This is a genomic window from Desulfatiglans sp. (assembly GCA_012513605.1).
Taxonomy (GTDB): Bacteria; Desulfobacterota; DSM-4660; order Desulfatiglandales; family HGW-15; genus JAAZBV01.
This window is the reverse complement of record JAAZBV010000033.1, coordinates 19499-44417: the sequence shown is the minus strand read 5'-3', so window position 1 is coordinate 44417 and position 24919 is coordinate 19499. Positions and strand designations below refer to the sequence as shown.

Sequence of the window (24919 nt, the reverse complement as noted above, 5' to 3'; positions counted from 1 at the left end):
TTCCGCAATAGTATTTGTGTTGCTTTGTATAAAATTTCATCTGGCCTTCTCCTTTTCTAATGGGTTTTTGGTTTTCTTCGCAAAAGAACTATATACCATTAGAGGAGGAGGCCTTAAACATTATCAAACAAATCAACCCGACCGGGCGATAAAACGCTGCCCGGCCGGTTATCAATTAGTTATGGAGAAAAAATGATGAAAAAATCTATATATATTCTTTTATCCATACTCTTTATCTCATCTCAAGCGGCAGCTGATTTTGTGTTAGTTCCTTACACTACAAAGGTTGAAATCACACAGGCGCTTCTTAAGCCTTATTCAACTGGTAAGATTACGGCAACTTACGACACTGAGTTGAATAAATTGACTGCTATAACCTACTCAGTAAATAGGAAGTTGTTTGTGGTACCAGAATCATTTTTAAAAAAAATAAAGGAGCCAATTATGAGCTCGATATATTTCAGCCAAAATGGATATGATCAAGAAAAAATATACCTCAACGTAGGCTCCTGTGATTATGAAGAAGGAAAAGAATCTGAAAAGGCAAATTGCCATAATATTATATTAGAAGTCACTGAAAAGGCTCAAAGTGTATTGAACAAAATTCCATAACAATAAGCTCAAGGCGACCTAGCTACTATATCGCCGGGCGAGCATAATCAATATTAACAACTGTCTTGGGAGCATGCCACGGTTACTTTCCATAAGGCCGCTAGGCTCCTTAGCTTAACGTTAGTGCGCCAAGCGCAGCTTGGTGCTTCTTATAGAGTGACCTGTCACACTTGAGCTTGTAATGGCAGGAAGTCTTTATCGGGCAAAGCCTAGCCAGCAGCCCGTACCGAGTGTTGCGTGACTGGGAAGGATAGGTGGTAAATATATACCGAACGACCCACACGAAGCGTACACAGGGAACACTATAGGCCGCAGGGAGGACGTACCCTCCTAAAGCAATTCAGCCCCGTTAGTAGCAAAGAGCAGTTGGCGACGGTCTTAACGAACCGAAAGCCGGGACGAGTGAATCGAAAAGGCGAGATTCATGAGGGGCTGCCGGGGTCAGAGAGCGTGGCATGTAGTGAGAGAAGCATCAGGAACTTGGGAGACCCTTAAGTTTCCTCCAATAGAGAGGTAGGGAGTTACAACCAAAAGGAAGGACAACCGAAGAACTTAAGGGAGTCAGATCATCCCATAGTACTCTGAGACGGTAGGGCCGATCACACGCTTACACTAAAGCTACAGCAGCGCAGGCAGGTGCCTGTAACAACAGGCCGGGGAAGGGGATGACAGTATTACGCAGCCCGTAAAGGAAACATATGCAGATAAGAAAGGCTGATAATCGTATGCAAACCTCACTGCGGGGAATAGCAAAGAGGGCGAAGGAAGACCCCAAACACAAATTCGGGAACCTGTACAGCCTCCTTAACGAGGAAAATCTTAAGTGGTGCTTTCCTGGTATTAATAGGAAAGCAGCACCGGGAGTTGATTCAGTTGACTATAAGGAATTTGAGTCCAACCTGGATGAGAATATTGAAAAGATAGTCACTGAGTTAAAGGAAGGTAGATATAAGGCGAAGCTTGTAAGACGCCGCTATATCCCCAAACCCGGAGGAAGAAGACCACTTGGGATACCGGTTGTAGGAGACAAAGTAGTGCAAACGGCAGTAGCATCAATCCTGTCAGCAATATATGAACAGGACTTTATGCCGTTCAGTCATGGATACAGGAGAGGAAAAGGCCCCCAGAAGGCAGCGTTGAAACTCAGCGAACTGATCCACAGAGGAAAGTTTCGCTGGATACTTGACGCTGATATCAAAGGGTTCTTTGATAATCTGAACCATGACTGGCTGATCCGCATGCTGTCGGAACGTGTAAAGGATAGTTCGTTTCTCAGGCTGATAAAGAAGTGGCTTAAGGCCGGGATACTGGAACAGGATGGAAAGATAATCTATCCTGTAACAGGCACACCACAGGGTGGCATAGTATCGGCAGTTTTAGCAAATATTTATCTTCATTATGCTCTGGATATCTGGTTTGAGAAGGTAGTAAAACCAAGATGTGAAGGAGATGTAATGTTGATGAGATATGCTGACGACTTTGTGGTATGTTTCCAGTATCATCGGGACGCCCAGCGGTTTTATGATGTGCTTGGAAAAAGACTTGGGAAATTTGGTCTGGAAATATCGAAAGAAAAGACCAGACTGATAAAATTTACCAGGTTTATAACAGAATGTAGTGAAGTATTTACCTTTCTGGGATTTGAATACCGCTGGGGCGTTAGCAGGGAAGGAAAGCCGCTTGTTAAGATGCGTACATCCAAGAAGAAGTTTAAAGTTGCAGTATCCAATCTTCTTGTATGGATAAAGAAAGAACGCAGCAGGCTTGGGACGAGAGAACTATTTACAAAGCTAAGGCAGAAGTTACAAGGACACTGGAATTACTACGGAGTATGTGGTAATTTTGAAATGCTATGGAAGTATTATTATCTAGCAAAGGAAATGATGTTCAAGTGGCTGAATCGCCGAAGTCAGAGGAAAAGCTGTACATGGGAAGGGTTTAAGAGGATGCTGGAGTATTACAGAATCCCCCGACCCCGGATAATAGGATATTGGGATTAACTATCGCTTTTGTACGAAGCGAGTAATACTGAAGAGCCTTGTGCGGGAAAACCGCATGCAGGGAACTGTGAGAGGGCTACCGGGTAACCGGTAGTTCTATCTCGATTCAGAGAGGAAATAAAATGATTTGGATTTTTATAGTTGCATTATACGTTTTAATTGGGGCAGGAGTACTTATTTGGTTCATGAATAGAGAAGAGAAGATTAATCCGAAAAGTGTAATGCTTTCAGATAAGATGCTAATACTTCCTGATCTGAACCTACTGCTGTATCTACTAATGTGTCTACTATGGCCTTTTTTTCTATTCTCCGAAATCAAACACAGAAGGAGGGCAAATAATATCGGAAACAATGATATTGGATAAACTGATAACAATCACAATTAAGTGCGACTGGCTACCATCTTGCCGGGCCGAAATCAGAATCTTCGGAACCTTTCTTTTTGCATGCTATTGGTAGGCATAAATCCGCCAGCCCCTTATTGTGGGCCTTAAAAGCTGAAATGGGATGTGCATAACATGCCATTTGGTAAAAATGCTAATATGAGCATATTTACCAAATGGTATTAAAAAAAAATAAAAATCCGGGCTGAATTAATGCCTAACTACCGAAAATGCCATCTGTAGCAATTTCGGTAAATAGAAAAATAAAATCAAAAATTGTTTGTAATAATAACTGGTTATCAAAAATAAACAGTCGGTAAATAGCAGGCGAAAACTGCTTTTAACCCATGCAGTCAAGGTGACTGGCTGGCATCATGCTGAATCGAGTTCATAGCCTTAGCAGCCTTTCTTCTTGCATGACATTGGTTGCCATAAATCCGCCAGCTCCTTACCGCCGTAGTTGGCAAATTTGCCCCAAGGAGGCCAGATGAAACGATTATATCCGATACTTTTTTGTCTATTGCTGGCGGGTTGCGCTGCGGTATCACCACCAAGCAGCCAAAGGCTAACACAACACGCGGCGTTAAAGGATGAGGCTGGAATCTTGATGTTTGTCGATGTCTGTCTCAAGAGAGATACCGTCGGCGATGACGATTTCTTTGTGATAGAGAATTCACGACAAGGAGCGGCAACTGTTTTAAAAGCCGTTACCGACTATTTCAATGAGAATGGCCTGATCGTTCGCGAAAAAATTGTGCCTTTCGTCTGCGGGGCTCTGCACGACTCGGAAAACCCGCCCAAAAGGATCGCCGAGACCCTTGCAGGCCGTTTTGAAATAAAAACCCAGCCTTTCGATGTTGATCCTGTATTGGAACAAGACATCCAATACATTTCAGCCTTGCAGCACATCGCCACTTTTGCCTACCAAAGCGCCCTTTTGCGAAACAGCGTCGATATGGAAAAAGTAAAAGCGGCCGCTGCTCTTATAGCGGCGCGGACGCATTGCTCAAGCCTTGTCTATATTGGCATTACCGGAAACAGCCTGTCAAAGGGAAAGTTGTTTGCACAGGGCATTGGCCAATTTTCAGTCGGGTTCGCAACGGGCATCGCCACCGGCGCTGCTTCGGGAGGAGTCATGTTATACGCTTTTCCACATGGTATGAAAGACGCTTATCAGATGACCGCAGGACTCTTGGATATGCGGTCGGGAGCGCTTTTGAAATCCAATGCCGTTCATGGAAACGGCGATCCAATGAATCCCGAGGTGATTTCTCAAAGAGATGCCATCGATCTTCTTCTCCGGGAAGTAGTCTTTTCAGACATCCGCAATTTTTAACAGAGGGGGGTGGCAAATGACAAGACATTTTCAAATAAAAGCGTTTGAGCACCACGGTTTTTTTGTCTGCGTTTTGGCTGTGATATTATTCGGATGCACGGGGCCAGGGACAAGTAGGATGGTACCGCTCGATATGCCCATGGCTGGTAAAACCATCACAAAAACGGTCAGGGTGGGACAGGTTTCGGGTGAAGTGAAGGAGGCCGGAAATGCCAAAAACAGTCAGATACGCGACGCTCTCGTTAGAGGTCTTAACCAAGCAAAATACTTCAGGGCCGTTGTGCTGGAGGGGCAAAGCGATCTGGAACTGCGGGCGACTGTCATCGCGCAGCGTTTCAAAGACCGGGCATCTTTCAAAACGCGCAACGAAATCACAATCAATTACAAATTAATTGAAAACGGATCCGGGAGCATCCTGTGGCAAGAAACTATCCTGTCGGAGGCAGGCTCTAACGCCTTTGCCGGCGCAACCAGGTTGAGCGAAGCTTGCGAAGGTGCTGTCCGCGAAAACATAGCGCTGTTTCTATCCGAACTATCAAGGTACGAATGGAAGTAATGAATCCGAGATTGATACTCTCATTTCAGAAAGCAGAAAGAGCTGCAGTATAAAATGAAGATTGTTCTGGATACTAATGTCCTTATCTCAGGCCTTCTGAATCCTTCCGGGGCACCATGGCAAACAGAGCATTCCCACGGGGACCGTGGGAATCAGGGTAATATGTTGAGATGCCCTGGCTATACGAACACAGGTGGGCATGTCTCTAGGAATATTATGCGGGCATGCTTTTTATCTACCTGTATTTCATAAGCTGGAACAGCTTTTTATTCTGGGTAACAGAGATATAATAAAATTTGTTCTGTGGTATGTAGATATAGGGCACATCCTCCTCGCGCCTGAACAGGAAGTGTGAAAGTATCATCCTGTTTGCTGCCCTGTGGCCCACTATTACGATGTTCCGGGATATGTCGCTCAGGTAGAGCACCTTGTTAATCCCCCTTGTAATCCTTTCTTTCATGGTCACATAGCCTTCACCCTCAGGATAGACATAATTATATTTATCAACCTTTCTGGCCCTGTCAATATCAGGCATGTTCTCTCTTATTTCATCATAACTCATACACTCACATACACCGCTGTCAATCTCATTGAACTCCGGCAGCGGTATGATAGTGCATTTGTTTTGGCCTTTTGCTATGGGCTCTGCTGTCTGCATGGTGCGTTTCAGGCTGCTTGTAAATATAAGGGGCACCTCCTTTTTTGCGAAAAATCTGCCAAGGGCGTTGGCCTGATCATGCCCCTTTTCAGTAAGGTCTGAATCTCCGCCTATCCTGTTTTCAATATTGAAATATGTCTCTCCGTGTCTTATCAGGAATAGGTGTCTTACTGAATCGGTAACAAGAAAATCCCTTATCTGGTCATAGTAGGGGATAGTGTCCCTTATCTCCTCATGGACAACCTTCTTGTTCAGGGTATCAAGCCTTATTATATTTCTCTCATGTTTGAGCGGGGTATAGATATTAAGGTAATATGATATCCTTTTTTTGAAATTCTTTACCGCCTCATCAAGACCAAGGTGTGCAAATTCGGGCGTGTCCACCTTTCGCCTGATGCTTGCCTCAAGTATCTCCTCATTATTATTCATACATTCAATAAACAGCACCGGATGCTCATCAAGTTGCGAGGCAATCCACTCCCTCCTTGATCCGCTTGCATTTGTGGCGTCAAGTATGGCCACCTGGCCTCCATGCCTGAGATATGATTTTGCACTGTGGAGGTTTATCAGTGATATCCTTTCCCGTATGGCTGCTGACTCCTGATTTTTAGGGTCATAAAACTCCGCATAGGAGGTATTGTTTGATATGAGCTTTCTCCTTAAGTCGCCATTATTGAATATCTTTACCCTTACAGAGTCCTTTTTCAGGTCATCCCTTACCTTGTTGGCCGTTGTGGATTTTCCCCTTGCAGGAAGACCGACCATTACGATATATAGCTTTCGTTCCATGATGAATTGTTTTCCTTTAAACTGAGTTTTTATAATTTTTTTATGATAAGACAGAGTTATGATAACTATCAATAGTTTTTTATTCGCATTTATCATTATTTACATATCGGGTTCAGTTACAGAAATAATGCTCGATATAATAAATTCAGCCTATCTCAAAAAAAATGGTATGAAGACCCCTCCCTGTTTTGAAGGGTTTCTGGATGACGTTAAGCTTGCAAAGATGACATCCTATACGGCGGACAATACAAGGGTCTCAGTAATCCGGTCTATTTCAGGCATGATATTTTTACTGGCAATTATTTTATACGGGTTTTTGCCATGGCTGTCGAATAACCTGAAGGATATGAACTATATCATCGCTGGGCTCATATTTTTTGCTGTGCCAGGGGCTATTACCTCTGTTATTGGCCTACCATTCAGCTATTACAGCGTATTTGTGATAGAAGAAAGATATGGCTTTAACACAAGCAGCCTAAAGACCTGGGTAATGGATCATATAAAATCGGTTTTAATCTCTGTTATTCTTGGGGGAGGCCTTTTATCCATTTTTTTCCTGATGGTAAACCTGACAGGTCAAATGTGGTGGATCTATGCATGGGCCATATTTATTACCTTTCAACTGCTTATGACAGTTTTATATCCGACAGTAATTGCCCCACTTTTTAACAAATTTACCCCTGTTGAAGATAAAGAGCTTGAGCAGGCCATAAGCGCCCTTGCCGAAAAGAACGGTGTGCCGGTCACAGGAATTTTTCAGATGGATGCAGGCAGGAGGAGCAGGCACTCCAATGCCTATTTTACCGGCCTTTCAAAAACCAAGAGGATAGTGCTCTATGATACACTGATTTCATCCCATGACAAGGATGAGATACTTGCGGTGCTTGCCCATGAGATGGGTCACCTGAAAAAGGGGCATATAAAAAGGCAGTTTGTTCTTACGGGTATTGTTTCTCTTATCCTTTTTTACATTGCCGCACGGATGCTTGACTGGGAAATAATGTATAAAAGCTTCGGATTTACAGAAACGCCTTTTTATGCAGGGCTGTTTTTAATAGGGGTCATATGGGGGCCCCTGGCTATCTTTATATCACCTCTCTTTACGGCCATCTCAAGAAAGTACGAAAGGGAGGCAGACAGGTTTGCACATGATGCCCTTAATGACTCAAAGCCCCTGATAAGCGCATTAAGAAAGATGGCGCTGGACAACCTCTCAAACCTCTGCCCGCACCCACTGTATGTGAAAATTCACTATTCACACCCCCCTGTTGCGGAAAGGATTGCAAATCTCGCCTCAATGTGATTTTATCCTAGTAACCAGACGGTTGAAAAATAGCATTTAATGTTTTATATTAGAAAATAAAAAAACCTCTTTTCAGAAAGGAGATTAAATATGGAAAGAATAACAGCTTTTCAGAGGGCGGATGTAAGGGTAAACGAGTTTGTAAGGAGCGTATATAACTGGATGTGTATGGGGCTTGCTGTTACAGGGCTTATGGCCTGGTATGTTTCCGGAAATGAAACACTGATGGGAATGGTCTTTGGAGAGACCGGTGTTAAACCCCTGTTCTTTATACTCGTAATCGCTGAGCTGGCTCTTGTATTCTCCATAAGCGGGATGGTAAACAAAATGAGCGGGGCCACAGCAACAGCCCTGTTTATTGTCTATTCAGGGTTAAACGGCGTTACGCTTTCTTTTATCTTCAAGATATATTCGGGCTCATCAATAGCAAGTACCTTTTTTATCTGTTCCCTGACATTTCTGGCATGCAGCATCTATGGATGGACAACCAAAAAAGACCTGACCTCAATCGGGAACTTCATGTTTATGGGTCTCATCGGGATCATAATAGCCTCAGTCGTAAATATCTTTTTGAAGAGCCCTGCCATTAATTTTATAATCAGTTATGTCGGGGTCATAGTATTTGTAGGGCTTACTGCATATGATACACAGAAGATAAAAGAGATGGCAGTTACACAGCCAGCGCACCTTGATGGTGATGTGGTCAGAAAAGGGGCCATCCTGGGCGCGCTTAGACTCTATCTTGATTTTATCAACCTGTTTCTTATGCTCTTAAGGATATTTGGAGGCAGCAGAGACTGATACCCTTTATGCCTTTGTTCAATAAATCATGTGCCCTGCTGATCAGGCAGGGCACTTTTTTGTTAAGGATGTGAGATAGCTTTTACAATGGGGAACGGGAAGTCATTCATAGTTGGTGATCTGCACGGTTGCAGGGAGATGCTGGAAAGGATGCTCTCTATAATACCCTGGAACCCTGAAGCAGATAACCTGATCTTTATAGGGGATTACCTTGACCGGGGTAATGACTCAAAGGGTGTAATTGATCTCCTTATCAAACTCAGCGTTACCTACCCAAAGGTGAAATGCCTTATGGGAAACCATGAAAGTATCTTTCTGGAATATCTGTTCGGTGGTGATGAAAAGACATTTCTGGTTAATGGCGGCATGACCACCCTTGAGAGCTACAGGGTGAACGGTACCACCTATATCCCGCCCGAGCATGTCTCATTTATCCAGTCCCTGCATACCCTTATTGAACTGGATAACTATTACATAGTGCATGCGGGCCTTAAACCTGGTTTGAATATAAAAGAACAGACAGTAAAGGACAGGCTCTGGATAAGGGAGAGCTTTATAACCTCTGAATATAACTTTGGCAAAAAGGTGATATTCGGTCACACGCCATTTTACTCGCCCTATATTACTGAAAACAAGATTGGGATAGACACCGGCGCTGTCTTTGGCAACAAACTTACCTGTCTTGAGCTTCCGGATGAAAAATTTTACTTTGTAGAGAAATTGAGTTGAAACAGCCCCCCCCTGAAAACAATATTATAGGCATCACCTCAACCATACCGGTTGAGGTAATATATGCCGCGGGCTGTATTCCTGTTGATATCAATAATATCTTTATCGGGGCAGATGAACCGGATATCCTTGTCACAAGGTCGGAATCAGCCGGTTTTCCGGGCAATATCTGCGCCTGGATCAAGGGTATTTATTCAACAGCACTTGAACATGGCATAAGACGCATCATTGCAGTAACCGGAGGGGATTGCAGCAATACACTTGCCCTTTCAGAGATCATGGGCCTCAAGGGGATAGAGATCATACCCTTTGATTACCCTTTAACCTGCTCAAGGGCGCATGTTGAACAAAAGATAGATGACTTCAGGAAGGCCCTCGGGACATCATGGGCAGCTATAAAAATGGAAAAGGAGCGGCTTGACAGGATAAGAAAGAAACTCAAGCTGATTGACCATTTGACCTGCATTGATAATGTTGTCACAGGATATGAAAATCACCTTTTCCTTGTCTCTGCATCTGATTTCAAATCTGACCCTGACAGCTTTGAAAGGGAGATAGACAGGTTTCTTGATGAGGCAAAGGGTAGAAAGGCGCTTAATGCTGATATCAGGCTGGGTGTGCTCGGAGTGCCTCCCATATTCTCAGATTTTTATCAGTTTATAGAATCCCTTGGCACAAGGGTAGTCTTTAACGAGGTGCAGCGACAGTTCAGCATGCCTTATGAGACAGAAGATATAGCAGAACAATATACCCTGTATACCTATCCATATGGTTCAGCGCCCAGGATAAGGGATATAGCAGAGGCTATAGAGGGAAGAAAGCTGGATGGCCTTATACACTATACCCAGACCTTCTGTTTCAGGCAGTTGTATGACATGGTTTTCAGACAAAGGTTGAATATCCCTATACTTACTATAGAGGGCGACCGGCCCGGCGCAATCGATAGAAGAACTGCCCTTAGGATCGAGGCATTTGTGGAGATGGTACGGGGGGATAAATAGGGCATAAGGCACAGGGCGCAGGGCGCAAGGAAAAACCCTTTGCCTTGTGCCTTGCCCCCAGTTTTTTCTTCACCCTGCGCCTTTCTTTTATTCCCTCTCCCCTTTAAGAAATCTTTCAGCCATCTTTACATCCTCTTTACTCCCTATGAAAAGGGGCACCCTCTGATGAAGGTCTTTGGGTTGTATGTTAAGTATGGGGCCTTTACCATCGCTCGCATAACCGCCTGCCTGTTCCACCACCATGGCAAGGGGATTTGCCTCAACCATTAGTCTTAGCTTTCCTGTGGGTTTTTTAGGGTCTTTATTATCCGCAGGGTAGAGAAATATGCCGCCCTTTAGCAGGTTTCTGTGGAAATCCGCAACCAGGCTCCCCACATACCTTGATGTGAATGATCGGCCTGTATTTTTATCCTTTGTCTTGTAATAATCAATAAGGGCCTTTGTGTTTTCATCCCAGTATGGGTAATTGCTCTCATTTACACTGTAGATCTTGCCCCGTTCAGGTATCCTGATGTTTTCATGTGAAAGAAGGAATTCACCTACACTCGGATAGAGGGTAAATCCGTGGACCCCCTTTCCTGTTGTATACACCATTATTGTGCTTGAGCCGTATATGAAATAACCTGCTGCAACCTGTTCAAACCCGGGCTGAAGCACCTCATTCAGCAGGAAATTTATATCGGTCTCATCGCTCTTTTTTCGGTATATACCGAAGATGGTGCCGATGCTTATATTCACGTCAATATTTGATGAGCCGTCAAGTGGGTCAAAGAGCAATATATAGTTACCCTTTGGATATCTTGCTGGTATGTCTATAAGGTCAGCCACCTCTTCAGATCCCATACAGCATAGCTGACCTATATGCTGCATCCTCTCTATTATTATTCTGTTTGCATATACATCCAGTTTCTGGACCTTTTCATCCTGGATATTAGTGTCTCCGGTTGCGCCCAGTATGTCAGCGAGCCCTGCCTTGTTTACCTCCTTTGATATTACCTTTGCTGCTACAATGAGTTCATGTATAAGATGTGTGAAGGCCCCTGTTGCCTCAGGGTTTTCCCTCTGCTGGTTAAGTATGTGCTGGGTTATTGTGGTTCCGATTGCCATTATGCCCTCCTTTTATCAATTAATTTGTATTATTAAGAAAAGATATTTTCAAACCTTCATTGTCCTGTATTCGAGTCTATAGATCTCAAAGAGTGTAAAAATAATAGTTATAATAAACGGGCCGTATATTATGCCCAGGATGCCCCAGAGCTTTAAACCCCCAAGTATGCCTATGAATACGAATATGGTGTTCATCTTCATACCCTTACCGATGAGCCTTGGCTTAATAAAGTATTCTATAACAATGCTGTATGCGGCATTATATATCAAATACCCTATGCCTGCCCCAATCTCGCCCTGTATAAGCAGTATCAGTGTTGCAGGTATAAATACAACAGAGGCACCAATTACAGGCAAAAAGGCCAGGAACCCCATTATAGTTCCCCATAGAAAGGGAGAGCCAAGGCCGAAAAAATAAAAGGCAAAACCGCCAAGTATCCCCTGTATAATGCCTGATAACCCGTTTCCGAATATTATTGCCCTGCCCATCTCATGGAATTTGGCAAGTATCAATTCCTGCTGGGAGCGGGGAAATGGAAGGAGTGAAAGGAGATAATTATTCAGCCTTTCTCCATCCTTGAAAAGATAGTATATGATGAGCAGCATGAGCATAAAATCAAGCATAAAACCCATGATATTTGTGGCAAATGAACTGAGCTGCCTGGTAAGAAAAAGACCAAGGTCTTTACCCATACTCGCTGCTGTCTCCTGTATGCTCTGAGGATCCAGCTTGATGTTGGCATATTCGCTCACCTTGTGAAGCCTTTTTACCCATATGGAATCACTCTCAAGTATCTCCTGCATCTTCTGGATAGAGACAGAATCCCTTGTCCTGCTGTATAACCCTAATGCCTCAGTGTAAAGGCTGCCTACAAATCCGCTTATGGGGATAGTCAAAACCAGAAAAACAAAGATCGTCATAGCCAGGGCCTTGAAGACCTCCCTGCCCTTAAATAGCCCCCTGAACCACGAGTAGAGCGGGTAGAATGCGCTTGCTATAACAAGGCCAAGCACGATAGCTGAGATAAATGCCCAGCAGAGCCAGGAGAATAACCCCAGGAATATAAAGAGGATTACATAAAATAATTTTGGGGCAGTTCTTTGATCCATTTCCATGACAGTATAAATATGGTAAATATCTATTCCCTGAATGACCAGTGATTGGTATATATTTATTATATTTAAAATTATTTACAACAATTAATTGGATCTAAATAGTTTATTTTGTTAATTCAGTGATATATGATCTGCGCCATTTTATCTAACCATGGAGGTCACGGAGATTTTATCTTTTAAGCTTTTACTCCGTGTTCTCCGTGCTCTCCGTGGTTAAAAAAAAGATATTGTTTTTACACCAATGTATAATAAGGCCGTTTTTAATGATCAATACTCCAAATGAAAATCTAAATAAATTTCCAATCAAAATAGAAATCCCCGGTTTTGTGGGTTTTGTACTGGAAAGGCTGGATAAAATGGGTTTCAGCTCTTTTGTCGTGGGTGGGGCCATAAGGGATCAGTTTATCGGGCGCACGGCCATTGACTGGGATATAGCCACTGATGCAGTGCCTGATGAGATTAAATCTCTCTTCAGGGATATTACCCATTTCGCATTAAAGCATGAGACAGTCACCCTGGTTGATTCAACCACAGAGTATGAGGTGACCTCCATGAGGGGTATTAAGGGTAAAAAGGCGGATATTTTGAGTGATCTGGCCCATAGGGATTTTACCATAAACGCAATGGCCTATGATGCCCTAAAATCCATTGTACTTGACCCCTTTTATGGTGCATCAGACATAAAGGCAAAAAGGATCAGGGCGGTAATAGACCCGGCTGAGAGGTTTAAGGAAGACCCCCTGAGGATGCTTAGGGCAGTAAGGATAGCCGGTGAGCTGGGTTTTGAGATCGATAAAAATACCTTTAATGCTATACCTGCGCTTGCCCCTTTAATTACACAGGTATCAAATGAGAGGATCAGGGATGAGCTGATAAAAATTCTGATGTGCGCGCGGCCATCAGGCCTGCTCGAAATGCTTCAGAAATTTGGTCTCCTTGAATTTATTATCCCTGAACTCCTTGAAGGTTATGGCATGGGGCAGAACCTCTGCCACAGGTTTACAGTGTTTGAACATATCCTTGACACAGTGGATAACACCCCCCCTGACAAGATATTAAGGCTTGCCGCACTGTTACATGACATAGGCAAGCCCCGTGTAAGGGCGGAGGTGGAGGGTAAAATCCATTTTTATAATCATGAGGCAGTTAGCGCAAAGATGGCCGAAGAGATTATGGAGAGGTTAAGGTTCAGCAGGGATGAGATCAGGAGTGTCACAGGGCTTGTTCTTAATCATATGGTTAATTACAATCTGTCATGGACAGATTCAGCCATTCGTCGCCTTATCAGGCGGGCAGGCAGGGAAGATATCAGTGATCTTATAGCCTTAAGAAGGGCAGATATAATTGCACATGGTAAGAATGATGACAAACTGGCGCTTATTAACCATCTTGAAGAGCGGGTTGATATGATGACGCATAATACAGTAACAAATATTTCCGACCTGGCCCTGGATGGTAAAAAGGTCATGGCAATCCTCAGCATAGGTCAGTGCCAAAAGGTGGGGGAGGCGCTTGAGATGCTTCTTGATCTTATAATAGAAAGCCCTGAGATGAATACAGAAGAGATCCTGACAGAGAAACTTAGGGAATTAAGGAATAAAAAAGCCATCTAAATGTTAATATACTTTTTATTTTTTCTATGTTATTGAGATTCAATACTAATATAAGGGGTTGAAAAATCAATTTGGCTGAAAAAGAGAGCGAAAATACATCTGAACCTGAAAAGATGGGTTTAACCAGGTGGCTCAGCGTAAAACTTCTCGGAAAGGAGAGGGTTAAAAGCCCTGTTGATCAGAGTTTTATAAGGGATCTTGATGATATCAAGATGGTTGACAGGTATGAGATCACAGAAAAACTTGGCCAGGGGAACATGGGTATTGTTTACCGGGCAAGGGACCCCTATATTAAAAGAGATGTCAGCATCAAGATATCTCGTCCCCATTCTGAGGCCAGCAGCGAGATTGCAGAAAAATACCGGGAGAGCTTTTTCAGGGAGGCCCAGTCTGCAGGCAAGTTATTGCACCCCAATATAGTTGCCATCTATGACGCAGGCATGTACAAAGATTTCTGCTATATCACAATGGAGTATGTTAACGGGCACACCCTGTCAAGATACTGCCTGAAAGATGGTATGCTGCCGCTGACAAAGGTGACTGAGATTATAGTGACAGTTTGCAAGGCGCTTGATTACGCCCACCAGAACGGGATTGTCCACAGGGATATAAAGCCCTCAAACATAATGATAAATGAATCGGGTGATGTAAAGATTACAGATTTCGGCATTGCGAAGATCAAGGCGGATCATACTATCTCAAATGAGATCATCGGTTCACCAAGCTATATATCGCCGGAACAGATCAGGGAAGAGGAGGTTGACAGCATCAGCGATGTGTTTTCGGTTGGCTGCGTGCTGTATGAGCTTCTTACATGTGAAAAGGCCTTTACCGGCGATAACCATTTTGCGATCATGTACAAGATCACCAACGAGAGCCCTGTGCCCGTAAAGGAGCTGCGTCCGGAGATTCCAAAGGTAATGGATGATATTGTGCGTAAGGCCCTTGCCAAGGAGAAAAACAGGCGCTACCAGACCTGTATGGACCTTGCCTATGACTTAAGGATTGCCCTAAGGGGGCTCAAAGATGTTGTCACCAAAAAAGAAAAGGTGGATGATGTAATAGATTATGTACACAATATCCAGTTTTTCAGCAGTTTTACCAGGGATCAGGTGCATCGGATACTCGATACCGCAAGCATCATCAAGGTGTCTGCAGGAAATGTAATAATGAATGAGGGTGAAATAGATGATTCCTTCTTTGTGATTTTAAGCGGCAGGGCGACGGTAAAAAAGAACAATGCTACGATAGCAACCATACAGAGAGGTGAATGCTTCGGTGAAATGGCATACCTGAGCGGTGATTCACGGGTTGCGACTGTAACCGCAGAAACCGACTGTATACTCCTAAAGATAAGCTCCATGCTCCTTGATAAATCTTCAAAGGACTTGCAGCTCCTCTTTCTCAAGAGATTCAGCATGACACTTCTTAAAAGATTAACAGTAAGCCTTGATAAATATAAATAACAAATTCTTATCACTGTTATGGCTGACACCAAAAAAAAGATATTCCTGTTAAGCTTAGGCTGCGCAAAAAACCTCGTTGACAGTGAAAATATCCTGGGGATTTTATCCTCCCAGGGGTACCCTATCGCAGAAGACATAGATGATGCTGATATAGGAATCATTAATACATGCGGGTTTCTGCAATCGGCAGTAAAAGAGGCCATCAGCGTTATACTGGAGATGATTGGTTTTAAAAAGAGGGGAGGGCTTGAAAAGGTAATAGTGACCGGCTGCTTTGTCCAGAGATACGGATATAAACTCAAGAGGGAGATGCCGGAGGTTGACGGATGGATAGGCACTGGTGAATTGAACAGGGTGACAGAACTTGTGGAGTCAACCGGTTCAAATGCCCCTTTTTACATAGGCAGACCGGAGTTTATTGCAGACCATGAATTACCCAGGGTGCAGACCACCCCTTTTTATTCTGCATATATAAAGATAGCGGAGGGCTGTTTTCACAGGTGTACATACTGTGCTATCCCTGCCATAAGGGGCCCCTTAAGAAGCAGGCCTGTTGAGTCTATTGTGCTGGAAGCAAAGGCGATGAGAGACCGGGGGGTAAAGGAGATTAATCTTATTGCCCAGGACACCACTGTTTATGGCTCTGACCTTGGTATGGATTGTGGCATAGAAAGGCTGCTTGAAGAGCTCATTCCCATCCAGGGGATAGAGTGGATAAGGGTGCTCTATTCACACCCGAACGAGATAAGGGATTTATTTCTTGGGCTTATGGACAGGGAAGAGAAGATAGCCCCATATCTCGATATACCTCTTCAGCATGTAAACAAAAGGATACTGAAGACAATGGCGAGGGAGATAAAAGGGGAGACCCCTTATGAATTGATAGAACGTGTCCGCTCATATAAAAGGGGGTTCAGCCTCAGGACAACCATGATGGTCGGGTTTCCGGGCGAAACCGATGAGGCGTATCAGGAGCTTTATGATTTTGTAAAAAAGGTGGAATTTGATCACCTCGGCACATTCATATACAGTCCTGAACCGGGCACCCATGCGGCAAGGCTGAAGGGTATACCCGATAAAAAGGTATCAAAGAAAAGAAGGGATTCCATAATGAGGCTTCAGGCGCGCATATCCCTTAAAAAAAACAGGGGGATGATAAACAAGACCATCCCTGTCCTTGTGGAGGGGTTTTCAAAGGAGACAGATCTCCTCTTGAGCGGGAGGAGCATCAGGATGGCGCCTGATGTTGATACCCAGGTGCTTATTAACAGCGGGGAAGGGATGATCGGTGAGATACAGAATGTGCTTGTAACTGAGGCTAATCCCTATGACCTGGTGGGGGAGATTGTCTGATATTTGGATTAATTGAATAATAAGTTGATTATGCAGGAGAATTTTATTTGGGAGTAAATAAACAATACCTGGACAGGTTTAATGACCACTATAGCAGGATAGAAAAAGAGCTTATTAAGGGTTTCAGTTCAGGCGTGCCACTTATTAATGATATATGCAGCCACTCTCTGTTAGGCGAGGGCAAGAGGCTTCGTCCGCTTCTCTTTGTCCTGAGTGCGCTCATGTGCGGTTATAAAAAGGATAACATCTACCGCCTTTCCACCATGTTTGAATTTGTCCACTGCGCATCCCTGCTCCATGATGATGTTATTGATAATGCGGATATGCGACGCAAAAAGCCATCTGCCGGCAATCTCTGGGGGAATCCAGCCGCTGTACTTACAGGTGATTACATGTTTTCAATGGCATTCAATGCTGCCATGGAATCAGGAAGCCTCAATATCCTCTCTATCGTTAATAACGCAGCAGTACGCATGACTGAAGGGCAGGTAAAGGAGCTTATCTGTACCAGAAGGTGGGGTTTAACAGGGGAGGAGTATTTTGATATCATCACATTAAAGACAGCGGAGCTTATTTCTGTCTGCTGTGAGGCAGGCGCTGTTGCAGCAGAGAGAGATGAGAAAACAGCTAAAGCACTTAAAAATTTCGGGCTCAGTATGGGGATCGCCTTCCAGATGATAGATGACCTGCTTGATTACTCGTCATCAAATGGCGAGCTTGGAAAACCGGCAGGAAAGGATTTTAAAGAGGGTAAGGTCACACTGCCCCTCATTTACACCATCCCTGACATGACAGCAGATGATGTGAAGAGATTTGAGGCCCTTCTTTTACAGGGCAGCGAAAAAGAGGAGGATTACCGGGATCTTGTCAATATTGTAAGAAACAGCGGGGGCATGGAAAAGACAAAGGCCAAGGCAAAGGCATACATAGAAGATGCAGCAAAACATCTGAAGGGGTTACCTGCCTCAGAAAACAGGAATAACCTGCTTTCTTTAAATGAATACCTGCTGGACCGACTCTACTAGCCACTGGCCTTTCTTAAAATAAAACACCCTGACAAGTCGCCTTGCCAGGGTGCCGGATAAGCTTATGGAAAACTCTATGGTTATATAAAATATGTTTTCAAAGGTGGAAATCCATTAAATTCAACAGAGCTGTAGGTGCTGGTATATGCCCCTGTGGATAGCCAGTAGAGTCTGTCACTGATTGCCAGGTTTAATGGCAGGGGATATTTATAGTCTTCATATAATATATCCATACTGTCACAGGTGGGCCCTGCAAGTATCACCTCTTCCAGTTCTCCTGTTTTTCCGGAGTATATGGGGTATTTGATAGCTTCATCCATTGTTTCTATCAGGCCTGTAAATTTTCCCGCATCTGTATAGACCCAGCGGTTAAGCGCTGTCCTTGATTTTCTTGAAATCAATACAACCTCACTGACCAGAACCCCTGCATTGCCTACCAGTGATCTGCCCGGTTCCAGTATGATTTCAGGCAGGTTTTCACCAAAACTCTCTGTAAGAAAACGTGTAATTTCCTGTGAATAAAGTTCAAGCTCATTTGTTTTTGTAAGATAATTTGCAGGGAATCCGCCTCCAAGGTTGATCATTTTAAGATCAATCCCATCTTCATCCATGAGTCTTTCAAATATAACCTTTACCTTTCCAATGGCGGCATCCCATGCGCCGATATCCCGCTGCTGGGAGCCCACATGAAAAGAGACCCCGCATGGAACCAGCCCCAGATTTTTTGCCATTATAATCAGGTCCATCGCCATGTCTGCCTGACAACCGAATTTTTTGGACAGGGGCCAGTCTGCGGTAAATGTGCCTTCAGTCAAAATTCGGGTATAGATTTTAGAACCGGGTGCAGCCTTGGCAATGCTTCTGATATCCGCTTCGGAATCTGTAGCATACATCCTGACACCTTTTTCGTAAAAATATCTGACATCTTTGCTCTTTTTAATGGTGTTGCCGAAACAGATTCTGTCGGGACTTATACCAAGGGATAGCACACGGTCAAGCTCATAGATGGAGGCTATATCAAAGTTGATATTCCTGTCACGCAGAAGGGTAAGGATCTCAATTGAAGGATTTGCCTTAACAGCATAATAGATCTTTGCATAGGAAAAGAGTTTCTCCAGCTCTTCCAGTTTGCGCATAACAGTAGAGGTATCAATAACCAGAAAAGGGGTCTCCTTATTTGCTGAAAAGGCCCGGATCTTTTCAAATATTTCAGGTTCTATGTATTCTTCAAGTTGTATAGGCACAATATTTACTCCAATTCCATATGTTTACATTATATCCTGCAACTATCCATGTTGTAACTTTACGGGTAATTGCATTGATATTTAAGTTTTTTATAAGAACTTAAATTTTTAAGGGGGGCACTATAAGAAAAATGAGATTGTAGATCAAGAAAAATTATCATAACAGTGATTTTTTATTTTAACAGGGTAAATCCCTTGATAAGTTACCATCTTAGGGGAGAGAATTTTATAATATACCGGACAAGACAGGGGGTTGAAGGCTTTTAAAAAGGATAAAAGATTTACATAAGCTGGGCAATCGGCTTCTTAAAACAACCCTTGAACCCAGGAATATAATCTGTTACATAATTCCTGGGGAGATAAAAATGATAAAAAGACCATTGGTCTTTTTATAATTATCATTTCTATTGGCTCCTGCCCTATATATCAGGCAATACTTGCATAAGGACATAGGATGAAACAACGAAGGTATCAATATATTAAATCTCTTGCTGTTATTGCCTGTATGGCTTTTATTTTAACAATCGGGGTAAACCTGACAAAAGGGGGACAAGGGGATATTTCAGGCATAGAAACCAGTCCTGATGTTTTTACCTTTGACATGTTGGGGGGGGGCGACCGCCTTGAAACAAAAAGGTTCGATAAATCTCTGCATGATCTCCATACTGAAATAACCGGCAAAGAGTGCGGCACCTGTCACCATGTAAAAGGTAAAGAAACATCATGCCGGAAGTGCCATAAGGAGACAGACAGAAAAAAAATCATTTCCATGAAAAATGCCTCACATATTTCCTGTATCGGTTGCCACAGGGAGATGTCGGGGCCTGTCAATTGCAGTGATTGTCATACCAGAAGTGGTGAAGAGGAAACAGCCAAATCCGGGGAGTTCCCCATACCAAATCAGGCAAAGCCTGAAATTATGAAGGAGAGAGAAAAAGATCTGGATAAGCATAGGGGCACACCTGTCCATAAAATGAGCCCTGTTCACTTTGATCATGAGATACACAGGGAATATCTTGATAAATGTGATATACCTCTTCGCTCTGGATCAGGCTCATGTGCCGAATGTCATACTGCTGATGGTTCAAAACAGGGGCAAATGCTCACTGCCGAGCATGCAATGCATGAAATTGAAAATAAAAAGAGCTGTGTCGGTTGTCATGAGGATAAGAAGAAGGATAAGGAGTGTGCAGGATGCCACAGGGTCATGAGAAAGGGTGAAAATTTCAACGCAATATGCCTGAAATGCCATATGGAGCCCTCTAAACACAAGGGTGGTAAAGCGTTAATGAATAAATCAGAAGACATACAGGATAGGGATATAGCTGATGTAGTAATTATTGACAAATTATCTGCCCGGTATGGTGCGGTCGAGTTGCCACACAGGCGGATCATAGATTCTTTGCTGCTTGGTATAAATAAAAGTAAACTGGCAACCCACTTTCACAATGGAAAAGAGACCATTTGCCTTGGCTGCCATCATTACAGCCCACCAGGTAAAGCCCTTGGTTGCGACGCCTGTCACAACAGCTTATCTGATGGTCAGGATCTATCAAGGCCAGGCCTTAATATAGCTTATCACCAGCAGTGTATAGGCTGCCATGATTTTATGGGTATTGAATCCCCCGGATCCACGGGGTGTGTGGATTGTCACAAAGTTATAGAAGGTAAAACTGAATGAGTTTTAAGGTGTTATTTTATGTCCATATCACGTAGGAAATTCTTAGGCTGGGTAAGCGCTGCAGGAAGCGCTTCACTGATAAGTACCACTGCCCACGGGGCAAGAAAACATTTTAAAGGCTACCCCGACTGCTATGGTATTTTATATGATTCCGGGTTTTGTATAGGGTGCAGACAGTGCGAAGAGGCCTGTAATGCTGTAAATAAATTGTCCGCGCCTGTTAAGCCCTTTGATGACCTTTCTGTACTGAACCAGAAAAGAAGGACGACTGCAAAGGCATTAACAGTTGTTAACAGGTATGAAAATAAAAAAGAGAATAAGTCTCCTGTTTTTATCAAATTACAATGCAACCATTGCCTGGAGCCAGCATGTGCTTCTGCCTGTTTTGTTAAAGCCTTCAAAAAGACAAAGGAAGGTTCGGTTGTGTATGACCCTTCAGTATGTGTAGGTTGCAGATACTGCATGATAGCATGCCCTTTTGAAATCCCGGCCTATGAATATGATGAGCCCTATACCCCCCGTGTAATGAAATGCACCATGTGCCATGATCTTATAAAGGAGAACAAACTCCCGGCCTGTGTTGAGGCATGCCCTATGGGGGCGCTCAAATTCGGTAAACGCAATGCCCTTATAAAATACGCCCGTGAAAGGATAAGTAAATTTCCTGATAGATACATTGATCACATCTATGGTGAGCATGAAATGGGCGGGACAAGCTGGCTCTACATATCAAGTCTACCCTTTAAGGATGTGGGCATGAGAGAAGACCTTGGAATAACCCCGGCCCCTGAGCTTACAGCCGGTGCGCTGGGTGCAGTCCCTGTGGTTGCCTCTTTATGGACTGTATTATTAACAGGGATATATGCTATCAACAGGCGAAAGGAAAAATTGGCAGAAAGGGAGAAAAAAGAGGCAGTTGAAGCGGCCGGGAGAGACAAAAAAAAGGTCTCTTTGTATGAATAAGCAAAGACAAATGATTAGAGGTATATCAATAGAGGTTCTTTATGCTCAGTAACGCTAATAACACCGCTAAATCGATATTAACGCCCTTTAACCTTATAACAGGTGCAATTGTCCTGGTGGGTCTTGTTTTAACTTTAATGCGGTTTACAGGGGGGCTGGCAAGAGTATCAAATTTAACTGACTATAATCCATGGGGATTATGGATTGGTCTTGACCTGCTTACGGGTGTAGCCCTTGCTGCGGGAGGGTTTGTATCCTCTGCTGCGGTTTATATCTTCGGGTTGAAAAAGTATCATGCAGCAGTGAGACCAGCTATACTTACCGCTTTTTTGGGGTATGCCCTTGTGGTTGTGGCATTGAACTATGACGTGGGAATACCGTGGCGGCTGCCATATCCCTTTATCATGCAACAGGGAACCACCTCTGTCCTTTTTGAGGTTGGTTTATGCGTATTCCTTTACCTTACTGTGCTTTTTCTTGAATTTTCACCTGCTGCACTAGAGTGGCTGGGTATGAGAAAGCTCAGGAATCTTGTGCACAGGCTTACAGTTGTTTTGACCATTTTGGGTGTAATACTTTCAACCCTGCACCAGTCTTCCCTGGGCGCCCTGTTTCTGATAGCCCCTTCAAAACTGCACCCTCTCTGGTATTCTTCCTATCTCCCTGTATATTTTTTTATATCTGCCATAATTGCTGGTTTATCAATGGTACTGTTTGAGGGCGCATTTTGTCATCATTTTTTTGCGGATAAACTCGGCGAGGCACACAGGCAGGAAAAAGATCAGATTGCGCTTGGTTTTGGTAAGGCTGCATCATGGGTGCTGGCAGGTTATTTTGCCATAAAGGTTTTTGGGATTTCAGCGGATAATAACTGGCACTATCTTTTAACAGGGTATGGTCTTTGGTATCTGGTGGAGCTCCTGGGTTTTGTGTTGCTGCCGTGCCTGCTTTATGCAACAGGCGTAAGAGGAAGGCGCCTGACATTAATAAGATGGACCGCCGGCTGGACCGTATTGGGCATCATCATTAACAGGCTCAATATATGCATTATTGCCTTTAACTGGCATCTCCCTGCAAGTGAGAGATATTTTCCTCACTGGATGGAGATCGGGATATCAGTCTTTCTATTAACCTGCGGTCTGATTGTCTTTAAGTTTATAGTAAGCCGGATGCCTGTTTTATATAGCCACCCGGAGTATAAAGAGACTCATTAAGCCTGTCAGATGAGAGAACAGCATTATGGAAACCATATATTTTACGCTTTATGATTATTTAACCCATACAAAAGGGGTCGCCTATATACTTATAGTTATTATTCTTATAGGGATGCTCTGTTTCTGGAATTTTCTTACAGGTAAAGATAAGGATTTATAATAATCGTTTTATTGCCGATATATTATAAATATCCGGGTTTTTTGCATGGTTTGCGTGCGAGCAGTTAATGAACTATTTAAAAAATATATATAATGATAAGTAAAGAACCTGTTTTTTATGCCAGATTTTTCAATAGAGAAAATGCCATTTTTCTCATTGCCCTTTTATTGATAACAGTCTCTGTATCTGTAATTATTATGTCATTAGTCCCGCCTGTAAGCAGGGATGAACTGGTTCACCACCTTGCAGTGCCAAAGTTGTATCTCAAACATGGTGGCATATATGAAATCCCATATATGGACTTTTCATATTTCCCTATGAATCTTGATCTCCTGTATATGATCCCCCTATATTTTGGAAACGATATTGCTCCTAAATTTATCCATTTTATATTTGCCATTTTTACTGCATGGTTGCTTTTTGGATACCTGAAAAAGAGGGCAGGCACAGTTTACGGCCTGTCAGGGGCACTCCTTTTTACCACCATACCTGTAATAGTAAAACTGTCCATAACCGCCTATGTTGACCTTGGTGTGATATTTTTTACATTCGCCTCATTATTACTTGTTATTAAATGGCTCAATGAAGGTTTCAGAAAAAGGTATCTCTTTTATGCGGGGATAATGTGCGGGATGGCCCTTGGCACAAAATACAGCGCCATTGTCTCCTTGGCGCTCATCTCATTATTCGTCCCGTTTTTATATTCAAGGCATACTTGTGATAAAAAGAGGCTGATGCCTCGTTCAATATTGCACTTTATGGTCTTTTTCCTTACAGCCATTGCGGTTTTTTCTCCCTGGATGATAAGAAACTACCACTGGAAAGAAAACCCCATCTACCCGCTTTATAATAATGTCTTTAATCCCCCGATACAAAGGTCAGTTGAAAATAGTGAAAAGATTACAGAAAAAAGAGCTGACCAGAACAGGGGAGAGTTAACATACAGAGGTATTGTTTATGGGGAATCCGGCCTTGAGATTGCCATGCTCCCTTTAAGGATCTTTTTTCAGGGGAAAGATGATGAGCCAAGATTGTTTGACGGCAGGCTGAATCCATTCCTTGTTATATTTTCTGTTTTTGCCTTTTTCCCTAAAAAAAATATCCCTGCTACCATAAGAAGGGAAAACTTGATTATTGTCAGCTTTTCCTTCCTGTATATTCTGATAGCCATGTTTACCACAGCGATGAGGATCAGATACATATCTCCGATTATACCTCCCTTGATTGTGTTATCTATTCTGGGTGTAAAGAACCTGTTTGAAATCAGCAGGGAGATGACATCTGGTTTTGCAAGGTCTATTGGGAGCGTATCTGTTATTCTTCTTTTATTAATCTCCCTTGCTATGAATGTTTCCTATGGCGTGGAACTCTTTGGCAGGGTAAAACCATTACCATACATCATGGGCAGCATAACCCGTGATGAATATATCTCAGGTTTTATCCCTGAATATCCTGCCCTGAAATTTGTAAATAAAACCCTCCCTGAGGATTCAAAAATCCTCTTTGTCTATCTCGGGCGCAGGGGATACTATTGTGACAGGGATTATGTGACTGATGATGCGCTTTTTACAAGGGCTATACTGACATCGAATAGTCCTGACATGATATTATCATCTCTAAAAAAGAGAGGAATTACCCATATACTTGTTTCATTGCCTGTATTTGATAAATGGGTAAAGGATAATTGTTCTGAAGAAAAACAGGAGATGCTAAAAACCTTTTTCAGGGAATACACTATGCCTCTCTTTTATGAGAATGGGATTGGTCTTAATGAGTTGATAAAAAGAAATATGTAGATTTATTATAATA

General features: G+C 43.1%; 20 protein-coding genes. 16 read left to right on the top strand and 4 right to left on the bottom strand.

The features are described from left to right. Positions 1–192: 192 nt before the first annotated feature. From GX654_04135 to GX654_04120, 4 genes are all read left to right on the top strand, one after another. On the top strand, positions 193–612 hold the full coding sequence (locus tag GX654_04135; GenBank protein ID NLD36038.1) for a hypothetical protein: 420 nt from the start codon (positions 193–195) through the stop codon (positions 610–612). A 725-nt stretch (positions 613–1337) separates the two neighbouring features. Then, positions 1338–2612, top strand: a complete 1275-nt coding sequence (gene ltrA, locus GX654_04130) for a group II intron reverse transcriptase/maturase (protein ID NLD36037.1) — start codon at positions 1338–1340, stop codon at positions 2610–2612. A gap of 870 nt (positions 2613–3482) precedes the next feature. Next, on the top strand, positions 3483–4331 hold the full coding sequence (locus tag GX654_04125) for a hypothetical protein (GenBank protein NLD36036.1): 849 nt from the start codon (positions 3483–3485) through the stop codon (positions 4329–4331). 16 nt (positions 4332–4347) lie between these two features. Beyond that, positions 4348–4887, top strand: coding sequence for a hypothetical protein (locus tag GX654_04120; GenBank protein NLD36035.1), 540 nt, complete (start codon positions 4348–4350; stop codon positions 4885–4887). Between the two features lie 235 nt (positions 4888–5122). Here GX654_04120 and GX654_04115 read toward each other — a convergent pair whose 3' ends face one another. Continuing rightward, positions 5123–6334, bottom strand: coding sequence for a 6-phosphofructo-2-kinase/fructose-2,6-bisphosphatase (locus GX654_04115; protein ID NLD36034.1), 1212 nt, complete (start codon positions 6332–6334; stop codon positions 5123–5125). Positions 6335–6461: 127 nt separating this feature from the next. Between GX654_04115 and GX654_04110 the strand changes: the two genes are divergently transcribed. From GX654_04110 to GX654_04095, 4 genes are all read left to right on the top strand, one after another. After that, on the top strand, positions 6462–7637 hold the full coding sequence (locus GX654_04110) for a M48 family metallopeptidase (GenBank protein ID NLD36033.1): 1176 nt from the start codon (positions 6462–6464) through the stop codon (positions 7635–7637). Between the two features lie 90 nt (positions 7638–7727). Further along, entirely contained in the window at positions 7728–8438 is a 711-nt protein-coding gene (locus GX654_04105; GenBank protein NLD36032.1) for a Bax inhibitor-1/YccA family protein, read from the top strand. Positions 8439–8525: 87 nt separating this feature from the next. Further along, the gene (locus GX654_04100) at positions 8526–9167 is read left to right on the top strand and encodes a serine/threonine protein phosphatase (GenBank protein NLD36031.1); all 642 of its coding nucleotides are present in this window, start codon (positions 8526–8528) and stop codon (positions 9165–9167) included. Then, positions 9164–10168, top strand: a complete 1005-nt coding sequence (locus tag GX654_04095) for a 2-hydroxyacyl-CoA dehydratase (GenBank protein ID NLD36030.1) — start codon at positions 9164–9166, stop codon at positions 10166–10168. Before GX654_04100 ends, GX654_04095 begins: the two co-directional genes overlap by 4 nt. Positions 10169–10255: 87 nt before the next feature. On the opposite strand, the gene fbp is transcribed toward GX654_04095, so the two are convergent. Together fbp and GX654_04085 are read right to left on the bottom strand one after the other, a co-directional pair. After that, entirely contained in the window at positions 10256–11275 is a 1020-nt protein-coding gene (gene fbp, locus GX654_04090) for a class 1 fructose-bisphosphatase (protein ID NLD36029.1), read from the bottom strand. A gap of 48 nt (positions 11276–11323) precedes the next feature. Beyond that, positions 11324–12385: an AI-2E family transporter gene (locus GX654_04085; protein ID NLD36028.1), complete on the bottom strand. Its 1062-nt coding sequence runs from the start codon at positions 12383–12385 to the stop codon at positions 11324–11326. A gap of 269 nt (positions 12386–12654) precedes the next feature. Here GX654_04085 and GX654_04080 point away from each other — a divergent pair, with 269 nt between their 5' ends. The 4 genes from GX654_04080 to GX654_04065 all read left to right on the top strand — a co-directional run bounded on the left by GX654_04080 (position 12655) and on the right by GX654_04065 (position 17848). Beyond that, positions 12655–14004 carry an HD domain-containing protein gene (locus GX654_04080; GenBank protein NLD36027.1) on the top strand — a complete coding sequence of 450 codons (1350 nt, stop codon included), beginning with the start codon at positions 12655–12657 and terminating at the stop codon, positions 14002–14004. Positions 14005–14117: 113 nt separating this feature from the next. After that, complete coding sequence (locus GX654_04075; GenBank protein ID NLD36026.1) at positions 14118–15470, top strand: protein kinase; 1353 nt, start codon at positions 14118–14120, stop codon at positions 15468–15470. 18 nt (positions 15471–15488) lie between these two features. After that, a complete protein-coding gene (gene rimO, locus GX654_04070; protein NLD36025.1) occupies positions 15489–16823 on the top strand; it encodes a 30S ribosomal protein S12 methylthiotransferase RimO in 1335 nt (444 codons plus the stop codon). Positions 16824–16870: 47 nt separating this feature from the next. Further along, positions 16871–17848 carry a polyprenyl synthetase family protein gene (locus GX654_04065; GenBank protein NLD36024.1) on the top strand — a complete coding sequence of 326 codons (978 nt, stop codon included), beginning with the start codon at positions 16871–16873 and terminating at the stop codon, positions 17846–17848. A gap of 80 nt (positions 17849–17928) precedes the next feature. Here the strand turns inward: GX654_04065 and GX654_04060 are convergent, their stop codons facing one another. Then, entirely contained in the window at positions 17929–19092 is a 1164-nt protein-coding gene (locus GX654_04060) for a type III PLP-dependent enzyme (protein NLD36023.1), read from the bottom strand. Positions 19093–19546: 454 nt separating this feature from the next. On the opposite strand from GX654_04060, the gene GX654_04055 reads away from it, so the two are divergent. From GX654_04055 to GX654_04040, 4 genes are all read left to right on the top strand, one after another. Beyond that, positions 19547–20773 carry a hypothetical protein gene (locus tag GX654_04055; GenBank protein NLD36022.1) on the top strand — a complete coding sequence of 409 codons (1227 nt, stop codon included), beginning with the start codon at positions 19547–19549 and terminating at the stop codon, positions 20771–20773. Between the two features lie 24 nt (positions 20774–20797). Beyond that, positions 20798–21736, top strand: coding sequence for a 4Fe-4S dicluster domain-containing protein (locus GX654_04050; GenBank protein NLD36021.1), 939 nt, complete (start codon positions 20798–20800; stop codon positions 21734–21736). 41 nt (positions 21737–21777) lie between these two features. Then, positions 21778–22950, top strand: a complete 1173-nt coding sequence (gene nrfD / locus GX654_04045) for a polysulfide reductase NrfD (GenBank protein ID NLD36020.1) — start codon at positions 21778–21780, stop codon at positions 22948–22950. A gap of 252 nt (positions 22951–23202) precedes the next feature. Beyond that, on the top strand, positions 23203–24906 hold the full coding sequence (locus GX654_04040; GenBank protein NLD36019.1) for a phospholipid carrier-dependent glycosyltransferase: 1704 nt from the start codon (positions 23203–23205) through the stop codon (positions 24904–24906). The last annotated feature ends 13 nt before the right edge of the window (positions 24907–24919 follow it).